The organism is Rheinheimera soli, assembly GCF_031457405.1.
In the GTDB taxonomy this organism is placed as follows: domain Bacteria; phylum Pseudomonadota; class Gammaproteobacteria; order Enterobacterales; family Alteromonadaceae; genus Pararheinheimera; species Pararheinheimera soli_A.
Genome location: NZ_JAVDWR010000009.1, coordinates 64,268 through 80,085 on the forward strand (window position 1 = coordinate 64,268; position 15,818 = coordinate 80,085).

The 15,818-nt window shown below is 46.4% G+C and carries 12 protein-coding genes; 7 read left to right on the top strand and 5 right to left on the bottom strand.

All coding sequences use genetic code 11. The features are described 5' to 3' along the window. Window positions 1–174: 174 nt before the first annotated feature. The gene (locus J2W69_RS13475) at window positions 175–1,362 is read right to left on the bottom strand and encodes a methyltransferase (protein WP_310279370.1); all 1,188 of its coding nucleotides are present in this window, start codon (window positions 1,360–1,362) and stop codon (window positions 175–177) included. 191 nt (window positions 1,363–1,553) lie between these two features. Between J2W69_RS13475 and J2W69_RS13480 the strand changes: the two genes are divergently transcribed. Then, entirely contained in the window at window positions 1,554–1,937 is a 384-nt protein-coding gene (locus tag J2W69_RS13480) for a response regulator (protein WP_310279372.1), read from the top strand. 59 nt (window positions 1,938–1,996) lie between these two features. Here J2W69_RS13480 and J2W69_RS13485 read toward each other — a convergent pair whose 3' ends face one another. The 4 genes from J2W69_RS13485 to J2W69_RS13500 form a co-directional block, all read right to left on the bottom strand. Further along, on the bottom strand, window positions 1,997–2,974 hold the full coding sequence (locus tag J2W69_RS13485; RefSeq protein ID WP_310279374.1) for an FHA domain-containing protein: 978 nt from the start codon (window positions 2,972–2,974) through the stop codon (window positions 1,997–1,999). Further along, window positions 2,965–4,218: a S1 family peptidase gene (locus J2W69_RS13490; RefSeq protein ID WP_310279377.1), complete on the bottom strand. Its 1,254-nt coding sequence runs from the start codon at window positions 4,216–4,218 to the stop codon at window positions 2,965–2,967. Before J2W69_RS13490 ends, J2W69_RS13485 begins: the two co-directional genes overlap by 10 nt. A gap of 23 nt (window positions 4,219–4,241) precedes the next feature. Next, entirely contained in the window at window positions 4,242–5,087 is an 846-nt protein-coding gene (locus J2W69_RS13495) for a tetratricopeptide repeat protein (protein WP_310279378.1), read from the bottom strand. A 364-nt stretch (window positions 5,088–5,451) separates the two neighbouring features. Further along, window positions 5,452–7,272 (bottom strand): MutS-related protein, encoded by a 1,821-nt coding sequence (locus J2W69_RS13500; RefSeq protein WP_310279380.1) that lies wholly within the window; start codon window positions 7,270–7,272, stop codon window positions 5,452–5,454. Between the two features lie 706 nt (window positions 7,273–7,978). Between J2W69_RS13500 and J2W69_RS13505 the strand changes: the two genes are divergently transcribed. The 6 genes from J2W69_RS13505 (at window position 7,979) to J2W69_RS13530 (ending at window position 15,809) form a co-directional block, all read left to right on the top strand. Further along, a complete protein-coding gene (locus J2W69_RS13505) occupies window positions 7,979–9,718 on the top strand; it encodes an acetolactate synthase 3 large subunit (RefSeq protein WP_310279382.1) in 1,740 nt (579 codons plus the stop codon). Window position 9,719: 1 nt separating this feature from the next. Then, window positions 9,720–10,211, top strand: coding sequence for an acetolactate synthase small subunit (gene ilvN, locus J2W69_RS13510; RefSeq protein WP_310279384.1), 492 nt, complete (start codon window positions 9,720–9,722; stop codon window positions 10,209–10,211). 271 nt (window positions 10,212–10,482) lie between these two features. Then, window positions 10,483–13,971: a sensor histidine kinase gene (locus J2W69_RS13515; protein ID WP_310279386.1), complete on the top strand. Its 3,489-nt coding sequence runs from the start codon at window positions 10,483–10,485 to the stop codon at window positions 13,969–13,971. After that, on the top strand, window positions 13,972–14,613 hold the full coding sequence (locus J2W69_RS13520; RefSeq protein ID WP_310279388.1) for a response regulator transcription factor: 642 nt from the start codon (window positions 13,972–13,974) through the stop codon (window positions 14,611–14,613). A 237-nt stretch (window positions 14,614–14,850) separates the two neighbouring features. Continuing rightward, entirely contained in the window at window positions 14,851–15,663 is an 813-nt protein-coding gene (locus J2W69_RS13525; protein ID WP_310279389.1) for a CheR family methyltransferase, read from the top strand. Then, entirely contained in the window at window positions 15,654–15,809 is a 156-nt protein-coding gene (locus J2W69_RS13530) for a diguanylate cyclase domain-containing protein (RefSeq protein ID WP_310279391.1), read from the top strand. The genes J2W69_RS13525 and J2W69_RS13530 overlap by 10 nt, the downstream gene beginning before the upstream one ends. Window positions 15,810–15,818 lie beyond the last annotated feature (9 nt).

A 15,818-nucleotide genomic window follows, 5' to 3' on the forward strand; every position in this document is an offset into this window, starting at 1 on the left:
CAACCACAGCTGCGCCATAAGGTCACAGCGCTGACTCACTCAACAGTAGGTCTTGGAAAAACAAATCTGGCAGAACAGATACTCTTCGAGTCTATTTGGTAAAAGTGATAAAATCAATAAAGGACATAAAAGTATTAAAAGCGAAGGATATTCAAGGCTGATTCTAATACTCTGTTACTGCTGGTCAGGTTTGCAGGCGCTAATCAGTAAATTTCGGGGGGTAAGTTGGTAATCGCAGAATTGTTTAATCTGGACCTGATAACCTTGTTGTTGCAAAAACAAGGCTCTGTCCAGCACCAGCCATTGCTCCAGCAAAGGCCGGAACAAGGAACGTACCAGTTGCATTTTTTGCACTAACAGATGCCGTTGTTGCCCAAGTTGCAGATAATAATCCCACTGAGTGTCAGTAGGAATATGCCACTGATGTTGTCCGGCCGCCCATTGTGCAAAGGCACTGAACTCACCACTAAACCAGTGTTTAGGCACTGAAGACAAAGGCCGGTAGTCTGTCACTTTTTGCAACGCCTGATACAGCTCCTGATAAGCCAGCCGCCACAGCACTTCAGTTTGACGCAAACGTGTGACCCGCTCTCCTGCTGTTACCTGAGCCTGCACTGCCAGTTTTAATTCATCCCGGTTTAACTGACCTAATTTGCTGTGCTGTGCCAAAGTGGATAAAGCCTGATACTGCTCTGTGGCAATTAAATGATAACAACAAGGCACTATATCCAGTTGCTCTGTCCCTGCCTGGCTTGCCAGTTGCAGCAAGCGAATATGCAAGTCACCACAGGCATGTAAAGCCACTATCTGCTGCTCTGTGTTGAGGTGTTTAGCAGCATCTTCCGACAACACATCCGCCTGAATAAAACCCTGTGACAGCTTTAACTTTTCGGCCTGTTGCTGACCTTCACTACAAAGCTGGGGCTGCCATTCCAGACTGGTTACTTTTCGCAGCATACGAAAAGAAAGCCAACGCCCTAAGTGGCCTTTGCCTGCACACCATTCCAGCACAGGCAAATCACTTTGCTGCATCTGCAAAGCAAAGGTTTGAATTTGCTCCAGTTTTCGCCCTTTAATATCACGACTGAACCAAAAAGGCACTGCAGCATGCTCTGTGGCTTTTTCCTGTGTTAAATCAAAAGGGCTGCACTGATTTAATTCGGGGAAAAACTCAGAGAAATAGCTACGACGATACACTTCATCCTGATCCAGACGCTCTGTTTCTGCAGGCTCAATCTGCTGTAAATGCTGACCTAGCTTTGTATCAGCCCATGGCAAACTGGTTAAATGAAAAGGGCTAAAACGCCAGAACTGCTGATACTGACTTAATAACAAATCCAACTGCAAAAACTGTTCAGACAAAAGCTGGGGCATAAGCAAATAAAATATCTGTGGCACTATCGAATACCGACACTATACCACCGCACAGTCAAAAAGCTGTGCTGCGATTTTCTGCAGTTTTTTCTGAAACAGAGTCCGACTTGAACTGGCATCAGCGCTAAAAATCATGCACACTCAGCTTTATAAGTATGACCCGATAAAGAGATATTCAGGTGACAGAACTCAAACGTATTATGCATGTGGAAGACGATCCTTCAATCCAGGCTGTGGCCAAAGTAGCGCTGGAAGTGGTAGGTGGTTTTACCGTTGAAACCTGTAGTGGTGGCGAAGAAGCACTAAATACATTTCACGCTTTTCAGCCTCAGCTGATACTGCTGGATGTGATGATGCCCGGTATGGATGGCCCCAGCACTTTAAGAAAAATGCAGGCCGATTTTGATTTAAGCCAAATTCCTGTGGTTTTTATGACAGCAAAAGTACAGGCCAACGAAATTGAATCTTACAAAGATTTGGGCGCTGCTGACGTGGTAGTCAAACCTTTTGACCCTATGACCTTGTCTGATCAAATCCGCGAGATCTGGCAAAAGCTTCAGTAAGCTGAAATTGGTGTCAGATCATATTGTTAACAGTTAACAATGTGATCTGACACCATTTTCTATTCTTTATCCTTGTCCTGCCGCTGTTGCTCTACTTGCTCAAACAACTGCTGCAAATCCTGCTCATACTGCTGCATAGTTTTGCCCTGGCCCAGATAAAAAGGCAAAGGTAAGATACGAGGATCGTAACGCAAGCTGCGATCAAAAGGCGATGGAGGTGTCAGCAAGCTGGCCCATTGACCTGAGGTGGCTAATAAAGCCACAGCCACAGCTACAGCTGTCTGAGCACGTAAAGACCAATGAGTTGCCAGCCAAAAATTACCACTAAACAAAGCAACTAAGATCAAAGTGTATCCCACCACTTCAACAGTCTGGGCCACACCAGAACCATCCAGATTAAAGCCCAGCCAATAACAAAAAGCCCCCCACAATGCACTGGCAGCGACAGCGGCATAAGTCAGGCTTAACTGAGGTAAAAAATGACTTTCCTGCTGGTTAAACCGGCTCCACAACGCCAGAATGGCAGGCCAGATACAAAACAACAGCAAATTCCTTGGAATGTCCAGCAAACGCGCTGGCCACATTTGTTCCAGTTGTTTTGGCAATGTCAGCCAAATTTCCACCACCTGATCAGCAGCCAGTATCAAGGCAAACAACAGGATAAAAGCCCAATGCCCCATAGCCTGTAATTTCTGCCCCATCGCGCTGAATGGCAAAGTATCGGCCACAGGGTGAGCATCGTCATACAAACGTAATGCCTGTTCCCCCAGCCAACAGATTTCACCTGAACGTAACGGCTCTTTAGCCACTACAGCTTTGCGTCCGGACACAAAACTACCGTTGACTGAACTTAAATCCTCCAGCCACCAGTAACCCTCTTCATCTTGTTGCAGCATGGCATGATAAGGGCAAACATGTTTGTTAAATAAAATCACGTCGTTATCAAAAGCCCGGCCAAGACGCACCTGATGTTGCAAAAACTTGTGCCGCTCTGTGACCTTTTGCTGCTTATTCAGTACTTCCACTATTACTGCCATACCACAGCTCCCATAAACTTACGGCTGAACTCTAAGGCGATTTGCTGATCCACGCCTGACAAAGTGAAGTGGCTGATCACGCCTTGTTGCTGGTGGTCCATAGAAGCTGAAATATAAGCTACATCAAATAATTGCGGATAGTTACGATAAGCCCTGATACAAAATATGGCTTTAGCATGCAGCCCTTCCAGCGGACTTAACAGCTGGTTCTGACAGGAAAAAGCGGTCACATCATCCTGAGCTGCTCTGTTATCAGCATTCATCTGGCTGATGCTGAACTGATAACGGCGGAAAAATTGCAATGGATGTAAGTCCTTGGCCTGGATCCATTCAAACTGCATTTCAATGCGGCCTGTACTGAATTCTGACGACAAAAATATTTCTTCCGGCTGATTACAAAAGGCATTCACTCTTTTGATATCGTCTTTGTCTTTTTCCACATTGGACATACCCCAGCAGCGGATAAAAGGCACAATTTCGTCTGGCACTGTGGCAGGGCCAAAGTTTTTCAATTGCCAGTCGGCTTGTAAGATTTGCTGAAACATGTGCTGCTGATTACCGATCAGTTGCTGTTGAATTTCCTGTTTCAGATCAGCTACTACTTCCTTTTTCAGCAGATTTTCTAAGGCAGCAGCTGGTACTAAAAAGCCTAAATTGTTGCCTGCAGAAGCAACGTTTACTCCAATGACTTCGCCGGCCTCATTCACCGCCGGGCCACCACTCATGCCACTGTTAATAGCACCGGTAAAATGAATGCGAGGGTAAAAGCTGTGTTTTTGCAGGCCATTGTATGTACCAGGCACCACTATTAAACCTAAATCATGTGGATTTCCCAGCGAATAGACTGTCGCGCCCTGCACTGGAGTTTGCTGTTGTAACTGAAAACTTTTGGCCGCTTTGTAATCTGTTTTCAGCAAAGCCAAATCGTTCACCACATCTACAGCTACTATTTCAAGTATGCCTTTTTGCTGGTTTTGTGCCAGAAACTCCAGCTGATACTTTTGCGGAAACAATACAGCTTCCGACACCACATGGTAGTTGGTGACCACCAAATCTGAATCGTGCAATAAAAAGCCACTGCCTATCGCCGACTTAGCGCCTGAAGCATGTTCCAGCACTTTAATTTGCAACAAAGCATCAGCGTAATCGGCAAATACTTTTTCGGCCACAGCAGCACCGTAGCTTTGAGCTGACCAACAGCACAGAACCAGCCACAGCAGGCTGGTCCATGTTTTTTGCAGCATAGGGAGTCCTTTCAAACAATGAATTAATACAAAAGGCTATAGAGTTTACGTCTGTAGCTGGAGGCTAAAGGCTCACCTTTAGGTAAGGTAGCCAGAATATCCAGATAGAGCTTTTTCGCCTCACCAAAGTTCAGATCCTGCTTCAGTATTTCATAGAGCAAGGCCAAAGCTTCTGCCGAACGTTGCACCTGATGGTACTGCACAGCCAGTTGTTGTTGCAGCTCTTTATTGTCAGGATCTGTGACTAAAGCCTGTTCCAGCGCTTTGACTTCAGGACTGTCGGCAGCCTGTTGCGCTAATTCCAGACGGGCTTTAACACTCTGATACAACGCATCCTGATCGGCCATTAATACAGTAGCCAGGGCTTTTTCAGCGGCATCCAACTGACCCAGTTCAACCTGTACCAAAGCAAGCTGTAAACGGATATCGACCCGTTCAAACGCCAGCTCATTCGCCTCTTTTAACAAAGGATAAGCTTCAGTCCAGTTTTGTTGTTCCAGCAAAGGCAAGGCCTGCTGTAATAACTGATCTTCAGGCTTAGGCAAAAAAGCACTCAGGCGCTGCAAAATAGCCTGCTCTGGTTCTTCACCAGCAAAACCATCCACCGGCTGACCTTCTTTAATAAAGAGCACTGTAGGTAATGAACGCACGCCAAAATGTGCTGCAAGTTGTTGCTCCTGATCACAATCCACCACGGCCAGCGTCAGCGCATCCGGATACGTCTGGGCAACACGCTGCAATACAGGGCCTAAATTTAAACAGGCCGGGCTGCGCTCTGAATAAAAATAAAACAGTACAGGCTGGCTAAAGGATAATTCCAGCAATTCACGAACATTTTCAATAGTAACGGCTTTGATATTGGCTGACACAACTCACCTTTTTTATTCAAACCGGACAGCTCCGGTTTTATGGAATGCTTTGAACCACTATGTGGCCAGCTCAACGGATTTGCAAGTCAGGGGCTTGCAGCAACCACCTGTACTTTGTGGCTGGTCATATATGAATTGAAAGCGTGAAGCCTCATTAAAACCAGCCAAAAGGGTCGGGAAACATGCGCCTTTCGAATTTACGGTGGCAAATACCATCTTTGTTATCAAGCCAATTCCGTGTAAGGGCGCTACAACTTTGTTTTATTTGACTGGAGCCGAATTTTTTTGACGCGTTACGCCCATTGTAAATCTGCGTTACTTTTGGCGCATTCTCAGCGTCTGAAGTTGAGCCGTTGGCGTTGCATTATTGTGGACCTATGCCCAGGTTTTTAATTATTTGCATAGCATTTGAATGCGTCACTACACCTTCCCGTAAGCAGTAGTCAAACTGTAACTGCTCGCCGTCGAATTCGTCGGTGAAGTGCACATTGTGGATCACAGTTTGGTGAGATTGCGTGAGCACTAAATCGTGTGTTGTGATCATGCCAAACGCAGCTTTATCCAAAAAGGCATCAATGATTAACTCAGCCCCTTTTTTACGATCAATAGAGTTAGTGCCATGGAGCAACTCATCCAATAAAAACAGCACGCGAGCCCCTGCTTGTTGTGCTTGATCGGTTAAATCAATAATGGATTTAATCTTGCTGATTTCTGCATAAAACCTGGATTTCCCCTCTTGAATGGAGTCCTGAACATCCATTGTTGCACCAAGCCAAACCGGCGATAACCTGAGGGCGTCGGCGAGCACAACAGAGCCCGTTTGTGCTAATACTACATTCACGCCTACAGTGCGCAAATAAGTGCTTTTCCCGGACATGTTCGAGCCACTGACAACCAGTATTTGGCGCTGTTCATCCAAACGAATATCATTACACACAGGTTTGTGAGCCGCCAACAGGGGATGGCTTAATTGTCGCCCGGACAGGCCTTTGGGATCATCCACAAACTGCGGAAAGTGCCCTTGAGGGTTTTCATACGCAAAGTTGGCAAGCGCCAATAAGGCTTCAACCTCGCCCACGCTATCGAGCCACAACGTGATTTTACTGCCGCATTGAGTGCGCCAATGGTTAATGCGAAGTGCGAATAATGGGCCCCACCCCAGTACAATGGCAATGGGCAAAAATAACTGGTTTTTCTCGGCGTAAAACCATTCTGACAGATTGGCAAGTTGTTTGATTTTTTTGGCAGCGGGCGTGTTGTCCACGGCTAAAGCTGTTTTTAAAGCTTGCAGCTTTTTGTCATGAAATTCATTGTTTTCGACATGCTCAATTAACGCAGAAACAATAGTCAGCGCCTGGTTTTTCTCGAACAGCGGTTCCATGGTTTGGGTGATGTAGTTGTTCATGCCTAAACGCACCAGCACCTGTAAAACAAAACAAATGAGCAACGGCGTGACAGTGATGTCCATCAAGGCCAAAGGCAAGCTTGCCAGAAAGGCGATCGTTAACAAAACAACAAAGACGGCAACCGTTTTGCTTGCGCCTGCGTCCAAGCCAGGCCTGGCTTTGCCCCAGGCTTCAAGCGATTTGGGATGCAGTTCATCTTTAATGTCTTTTCCTATTAAATACAAAGATTCACGAAACGAAACCTGAGGTTTTAATTCGGCAACAGCCCCTTGACGAGCCAGTATTTCCTCTGTCGCGGCAGCCTTTTTTAACCAGCTTGCCAGCGTATGCTTGCCGGATTCCGTGGTAGCTGTACAAAGGAGCTGAAACAAAGAATGTGGCCCGAAAATATCCAAAGCATCAGTGTAGGGGTGGCTTTTGTCTTTGTTGTTTGAGCCACTCGGTTGTTGTTGCCACTCCCCCTGCAAACGTTCGAGGCCACCTTGGTAATATTGAATGCGTTTTTTACACAACACGAGGTTTTTTTTGACTTTTCTGTGCCACAACACCAGGGCTAAAAACCCGACCAAAATAACGGGAAGGACGGGGTTGTCAGTGTTTTGCTCCGCCACCAGGATGGCAAAGAACAACAGCGCACTAAGGCCTCGGTAGTTGCCGATGTTGTTGGCACGCTTTTCTAATACCTTTTGTTCAGTTTGGTATGCATCCCGCCTGGATTGGTATTCTTGGGTGGGTGAGTTGCTTTGTGACGCCGCATTCATTCTGCTTGGATTACCCATGTATTGCCGATGTATTTAGGCGGATCATGCGGTAATTACCTTCAGTCGGCCAGTTGCGGCTATTTATGGTGTTTTTTGACTCAATAGTAAAGCCTAATTTCTCATAAAGGGCGATGGCGGAGCTGTTGCTTTCGAAAGCTTAGTGGCACGATACAAAGGCTCGAAACCTCGAATAGGGCTATAAAAAAGAACACGCAGTGTAAAAAATTTCGAGGGTAAATCTTTCCGAAGATTTTGTATTCGCCGCAATCCCTGGCGCTCACCCTGCGGGCCATCGTCGCTGCGCTCCAATGTTCACAAAACGGCAGGACAGCCGTTTTGCACAGCCTTAGCTGCCGAAGGCGAACATCAGGGACGATGTGAGTGCAAATCTTTCCCGAAGATTTTGTATTCGCAGCCATCCATGGCGCTCACCCTATCGGGCCATCGTCGCTGCGCTCCGATGTTTAAAAACATTCCTTATGTTTTTATCGACTTTCGCCGATTATTCCCTTAAATTAGCCATCAAGCCTGCTAAATAAAAAAACGACCAACGAGTCACTTCTAAACAGGCATAGTTTGTTTGACAGACCCCTTACTCTGTCCGTCCACGTAAAAGAAAAATTAGTGCTGTTCTGCTTTGGCAGAGCGGTAGTTTTTGCTTTGAGCCCAATTGCAGCTGTAATTGGACTTAAAGTTCGCACGTGCAAACTATGAGACCTGAACAATGACAAGCCAAAACACCCAACCAGAACTGCTGTCTGGTGGAGCCATGCTGATCCGCGCCTTAGCTGACGAAGGCGTAGAGTATGTGTATGGTTACCCCGGCGGTGCCGTGTTACACATTTATGATGCCATGTTTCAACAGCATCAGGTGAAACACGTGCTGGTCCGCCATGAGCAAGCCGCGACCCATATGGCGGACGCCTACGCAAGAGCAAGCGGCAAAGCTGGTGTAGTGCTCGTCACCTCTGGCCCTGGTGCGACCAACGCTGTGACCGGCATAGCTACTGCCTATATGGATTCAATTCCTATGGTGGTGATCTGTGGTCAGGTGATGAGCCATCTGATTGGCGACGATGCCTTTCAGGAAACCGACATGCTGGGTATTTCCCGCCCTATCGTCAAACACAATATGTCGGTGCGTCGCCCTGAAGATATTCCGTATTTAGTCAAAAAAGCCTTTTATATAGCGCAAAGTGGCCGCCCTGGTCCTGTGGTGCTGGATATTCCAAAGGATATGACGATACCAAGTCAAAAATTCCCATACGAATATCCAAAAGATATTAAGCTGCGCTCTTATAACCCCAATGCTAAAGGCCATCCAGGCCAGATTAAAAAAGCCCTGTCCACTTTATTAGCCGCAAAAAAACCTGTGCTTTATGCAGGCGGTGGCGTGATTTTGGGCCGGGCTTCAGACGAGCTGACAGTGTTAGCCCGTAAGCTGAATTTACCTGTCACCAACACATTGATGGGTTTAGGTGCTTATCCAGCCTCTGATCCACAATTTATTGGCATGTTGGGTATGCATGGTACTTATGAAGCCAATCAGGTCATGCATAACGCCGATGTGATTTTTGCCGTAGGTGCCCGTTTTGATGATCGCGTGACCAACGCCACCAAAAAATTCTGCCCCAATGCGACCATTATTCATATAGATATTGACCCGGCCAGTATCTCCAAAACCATTAATGCCCATATTCCTATTGTAGGCCTGGTGAAACCTGTGTTGCAGGAAATGCTGCATCAACTGGAGAAAAACAAAGGCGAACTGGATCAGGAAGCTTTAGGTCAGTGGTGGCAACAAATTGGGCAATGGCGTGAAGTGCATGGCGGTCGTTACGACACAAGCCCATCGCATTTAAAACCTCAGGCTGTGATTGAAGCCGTGCATCGTCATACCAAAGGCGATGCTTATGTCACATCCGACGTAGGTCAGCACCAGATGTTTGCCGCTCAGTACTACAAGTTTGATAAACCTAACCGCTGGATCAACTCAGGTGGCCTTGGCACCATGGGTTTTGGTTTACCGGCCGCTATGGGCGTCAAGCTGCATTACCCTGATGCTGAAGTGGTGTGCGTCACAGGTGAAGGCTCGATTCAGATGAATATTCAGGAGCTGTCCACCTGCAAACAATATGGCCTTGCTGTCAAAATCATCAACCTGAATAACGGTTACCTGGGCATGGTGAAGCAGTGGCAGGATATGAACTACGACAGCCGCTACTCCAGCTCTTATATGGACTCCTTGCCTGACTTTGTGAAGTTAGCCGAAGCTTATGGCCATGTGGGTATTCGTGTCACTAAAGCCGAAGAATTAGAACCGGCTTTAGAGCGCGCTTTTGCCCTCAAAGACAAACTGGTGTTTTTAGATATTCATGTCGATCCAACAGAGCATGTCTATCCAATGCAAATACCAGGTGGCGCTATGAATGACATGTTTTTAAGCAAAACGGAGCGGACTTAAGATGCGGCATATTTTATCTGTATTGCTGGAAAACGAGTCCGGCGCTTTAGCCCGTGTGGTGGGTTTATTTGCCCAGCGGGGTTACAACATTGATTCACTGACTGTAGCTGCGACTGAAGACCCGACTATTTCGCGTCTGACGCTGGTGACCCGTGGTGATGATCAGGTGATAGAACAAATCACCAAGCAGCTGCATAAACTGATTGAAGTAGTGAAACTGGCTGATTTAAGTGAATCAGCTCATATTGAACGTGAACTGATGATGGTCAAAGTCAAAACCACGGCAGAGCAACGTGAAGAAGTAAAACGTTGCGCTGATATCTTCCGTGGCCAGATTATTGATATTACAGCCAGCACCTACACCATTCAGGTGGTCGGCACCTCTGACAAACTGGAAGCTTTTATTCAGGCATTACAGGGCACACAAATACTGGAAACAGTACGAAGTGGTGTGTCTGGTATTTCACGCGGTGAACGTACTTTAAGTCTGTAAGTTCTCAAGGGCCAGCACTCTGGCCCTTTATTCTCCTCAATCCTCAGCACAATTTTGGCAACATAGATAAGCTCCCGCTATGCTTCATAGCAACTGAATGACAGGAACAAGCTCAGATGTCCCGATATCACCTCTACGCGGGTACTGTTGCCATTTTGTTGCACCTGCTCGCTTCTAAATTTGTTAGTAAAGCTACTACTTGATTAGGTTTACACATATCTGGATAGTGAGCAAAAAAACCTTAAACGAAACCAAACTGAGGGAGGAACTTTTGACATTTATCAGGTTAATCTCTCTGCTATTACTGGTGTTTTCCGGCATTAGCAGTGCCGAAGCTATCACTTATCCAGTCAGCAGCCCATTGACCAGAGAACTGGTTCCACAAAACGGTTTAACGCAAAACATAGTCACCAGCATGACAGAGGATCAATTTGGCCGTCTCTGGATCGGCACTCAGGATGGTGTCAATGTGGTGGATGGCAACAGTATTAAATTGCTCAGCTCGTTAAGCAGCAAAGAGCCATTGTCAGGGAAAGTAGTGATTAGCCTGGTCGCCGACAACAGAGAAGCGGTGTGGGTGGCGACCACTCAGGGTCTGAACAGAGTAGATAGCCGGGATTTCAGTGTCAAAACTTTGCACCATCAGCATAAACCTCTGCTGGGTATTCAACGGATGCTGTTACTGGATCAGAACCATCTTGCTTTGATCGTGAACCGGCATTTATTGATACTCAACCTGAATTCGGGGGAATTCAGAGATGACGCCTTGTTTGCCAGGGAGGTTGATGGAATGGGCCCAGCCTCTGACGGTATAGTGCTAAAAACTCAGGCAGGACTTGTACACTACAGATTGGGTCAAAAACCCGTTGAACTTAGAGTGCCAGATGAACAACTGGCAGACTCATTGCAGTATCTGCTTTATGGAGAAACTTTATGGCTGGTCTCCGCAGCAGGGCTGGTGGTCAGTTGCCAGGAAGGACGTTGCCAGTCATTAAAGCTACCTGAAGCTACTGACACATCTGTGCATAATATAAACATGACCTTGCATCAGGACTTTTTGTATTTCTTACGTAATGACGACATCATCATCTATGCTCCGGTTAATCAATCCTTCCGAGTGATCAGACCTCAACTGCCGGTAAAAAGTTACACCACAGGCGCGAATTCAAGCATTAAGGTACTGCGTACAGGTGACATAGTGACCAGCAGACGGCAGGGATTGTTGTTTGTACCTGATAGCTATCGCAACCTGAGCAGCTACCCAGAATTCAGTCCTTTAACAGGTAACGGGATTTACGCTATAACCGCAGTTTCAGACCTCAACACCAGTCAGGAAAAGTTGCTGATGGCAACGGACAAAGGCCTGCAGCTTTATCAGTTTGACACTCAAACTCACCAATTAATAACGCAGATCAACTACCCCAAAAAGATGACACCAGCGCTATTTCTCAGGTTTGAGAATGAACTACTGCTTAGCACAGTGGACGCAGGAGTCTTCAGTATTGATTTAAATAAAGCGCTGTTGACTCCATGGTTACCGGAATTGCCAAAGCTATCTGACGCTGGCACGCTGATTGATGTATTGAAACTGGATAACAGTCACCAGTTACTGCTCTATCACCAACAACTGGTTTTATTGCAACAAAAGCAACAGGGCTATACACAACTGTGGTCGAGCCGGATCCCGGCGATACGAACTGCAAAAATGATCTACCGGAACGGACAACTGGTGATTGCAGCTTATCAGCAGGGGCTGTTAAACAGTCAGTGGGCAGACTGGAATAAACCACCTGCAAACTGGCAAATTACTGCTGCCGGAAATCCGGTTCTTGATATAAACCCCGCGTCAGATGGTCGGCTGCGTTTGTTAACAGCAGAAAAGGGCGTGCAATTGCTGCATATCCATACTGACTCAGTAGAGATAGAAGAGCTCTCCGGCGAACAACAGCTGCTAAATACTACTGCAGTGTGCAGCGTCGGCTTATCTGACGGGACCTGGCTGGCAGCGACTCACGATGGCCTGACCCTCTATAACCAAAACAACCAGTTGGTCCGCCATCTGACACTGTACGACGGACTAGTGCAAAAAGAATTTAACCAATATCAATGTGGCCGCATCAATGATAAAGCATATTTTTCCGGCGAATACGGCCTGAACCTGATCGGCAGTACAGAAGCTGCCACCCAACATAATTCGAAGCTGCAATTCACCCACATAATAGTGGATGGGCAAAATATAGCTTTTGAGCAACACTCAGTTGATTTAACAGCGCCCAATACCATAGTGCTGAATTACAGCTATGCCCCCTACCCGGTGATGGCTCCGGTTAGGTTTCAATACAGACTGGAACCAGGTAACGACGAGTGGTTTGAAACTACAGCCAGCACCTTAAGATACACTCAGCTGTCCACTGGTCAGTATCAGCTGTATTTGCGGGCGGTACGTTTTGATGGCTCATTATCTGAAACTGTGCAACTGAACTTACATATTCAACCTGTGTTCTGGCGCAGCCCGCAGGCTTATGTGCTGTATGGTCTCAGTTTAATATTTTTAGTCTGGTTTTATTTCCGGCAACGCTGGCAAATACAACAAGCCAAATTGCAGGTGGCCGAAACTCAGCAACAGTTTCAACTGGAATACACAGATAAACTGGAAGAGGCGGTCCGGCTTCGTACCGTGAAACTGGAGCAGCAACAGCAAGAGTTTTTGTTGATGCAGCAGGAGAAAATAGAATTTTTAACCACCACCAGCCATGATCTGAAAAACCTGTCCGCTTTGATCCAGCTGAATCTGGCCGATGTGCACAAATATGTATTGCCCACAGGACAAGAGAGCTGGCAGAACGTCCATTCCAGTTGCAGGCTGCTGAATACCCTGGTTGACGATGTGCTTGAACTGTCAAAACTCAAAGCTGGTGCAGTCAAACCTGAGTTGCAGGCTGTCAATCTGCCTTATTTATTGCAGCAGGTGTATCAGCCCTTTAAATTAATGGCAGAAGAACGCCAGATCAATTTACAACTCAACATCAATGAAGAGCTGATGGTATTAACAGACCCTTATCTGTTAGCCCGTTTATTGATGAATTTACTGGATAACGCTTTGAAAAATCTTTCTGCCGGTCATTCGGTCCAGTTAGAACTTAAAAAAAGGTACAGAACCAGTCGTCAGGTGTATTTATTAGTCCGGGACTCAGGACCAGGCCTGCCAGAACATATGCGTAAACATTGGGGATTAGCCTTTCAACGGGGTGCTTCAGGTTATCAGGGCACAGGATTGGGTTTGAGCATTGTGAAAAAAATTGCTGAGCTCTTAGTCTTACCCGTCAGTTTGTATAGTTCTGAGCGCGGCACTTGTTTTGAACTGAGGTTACAACAAACTGAATTGCAGGATCAGCAGTCCAGTACAAGTATGGGTCACGCCGCCATTATCGAATCCGACCCACAAGCCAGACAATTTTTATATTACGAGTTAGTACGACGGGGTTTTCAGGTGGCTGTATTTAACTATGCCAAAGAATTCGCCCGCTCAGGACAAAGAGACTTCAGAGTGCTGATTTCTGATATACACTTTCATGCATCAGATGACACTATTGCCGACTTGGCCTTGCTTAAATCCTGCCTGGAACCTGCAGGTAAACTTATTTTTGTGTCCTCTGATGCTTCTGTGCGGCACCGACTACCAGACGAAACTCAACTTTATTTTATGCTCAAGCCAGTGAAACGCTCTCGTCTGGCCTGGTTATTAGCAAAGGAATCGTAGATGGCTTTTCAGATTGTACTTGCAGAAGATCATCCGATATTTCTGGACGCACTGGCCGGTGCTATCAGCGAAGCCATACCCGCTGTGCAGGTATTTAAAGCGGCCGACTACTTGCGCTTGTTTGAGTTACTGGAGGAACACTGTGAACAGTTAGATATGCTGCTGATGGATTTATCTATGCCAGGCAGTTCAGGTCTGAGTGGTTTACATTTTATCCGCAGCAGATTTAAAGAATTACCTATAGTGGTGTTAAGTGGTCATGATGATTTGGCCATGCGTCAACAATGTTTATCCGCAGGCGCTTCGGCATTTTTATCCAAGTCAGCAGATTATCGTGATGTGATCAAACTGATTAACCAACTGCTACATGGTGACTATCAATTTCAGGCCGCCCCCTCTGTGGTAGCAGAAGTCAATTCAGCACAAAAACTGATTGCCCGTTTAACACCAGGCCAATACAAGGTGTTTCAGTTGCTGGCCGAAGGCTACAGCAATAAACATATAGCCAATAAACTGGGAGTCGCGGAAAAAACAGTGAAAGTTCATGTGTCCGCTATTCTGGAAAAACTACAGGTGGATAACAGAACTCAGGCCGCTTGCCTGATGACCGAAGCCGCAGCATCCTGGTTAAATAAACCGTAGGGGCGGGTCTTGCACCCGCCCGTCTCATGATACCGCGGTACATCGGAGCTTGTCCCCGCCCGTTGCAATCCAGACACAAGTCATAAGACCAAATACCTAGAGTCTGTAGCACTTGAGGACCATAGTTTTGTTGCCTTCACCCGCCTACACTTTTAACTATCCTAAAGTCAGTTCCTACCAATAACAGCAGTACTGTTGGCAACTGACTTAAATAAATCGTTCAGAAAGGATGAGGCTGTGAATCAATTTATGGTAGAGATGCCTGAACAATGTTTTCACCACATCAGGCAATGGCTGTATCAACAAAGTGGCATTCATTTGTCTGTCGACAAAAAATCCATGGTCAGCGCCAGGTTGCAAAAAAGACTACGTCATTTGCAGCTGAACTGTTTTGAGCAGTACCTGCACTTACTTGATCAGCACGACCAGACTGAAGAGCGGCAACTGGCGTTAAACAGCCTGACCACAAACGAAACTTATTTTTTCCGTGAACAAGCTCATTTCGAGTTTTTACGCCAGCATTTAACTGTACTGAAAAAGCAATCGTCTCTGCGTATTTGGAGTGCTGCGGCTTCTACCGGCGAAGAGGCTTATAGTCTGGCCATGTTACTGGCTGAGCAGTTAGGGCTGCAGCATAACTGGCGTCTGATCGGCACAGACATTAACAATGAAGTACTGGAACAAGCCAGGAAAGGTGTGTACGACCTGCGGCAAACTGAACGTATAGCCCGATCCATGCTACAGACTTATTGCCTCAAAGGCGTGGGAAAAGATCAGGGCAAATTTATGCTGCGGCCAGAGCTGCGTGCCAAAGTAGATTTTCGTCAGGCGAACCTGATGGATTTACCGGCCATGTCAGAAAAATTTGACGTGATATTTCTGCGCAACATTCTTATTTATTTCAAGTTAGAAGATAAAAAACACATAGTAAATTCAGTGCTGAAGCAACTGAAACCAGGCGGATTGCTGATCGTCGGCCATACCGAAAGTATTAATGGCTACCACCCGGACATTAAACTGCTACAACCCAGTTGTTATCGATGGAAATGACAGTACACAAAGTGACTATTTCTGTGGGCATAGCCCAAATGAGGAATGAAGAGAGAGCAGAGCAGACCATAGCGCAGGCTGATACTATGCTGTATAGATCAAAGCATAATGGACCTAATCAGGTTAGCCTGGAACTGGCAAGTTAGTTATTAATG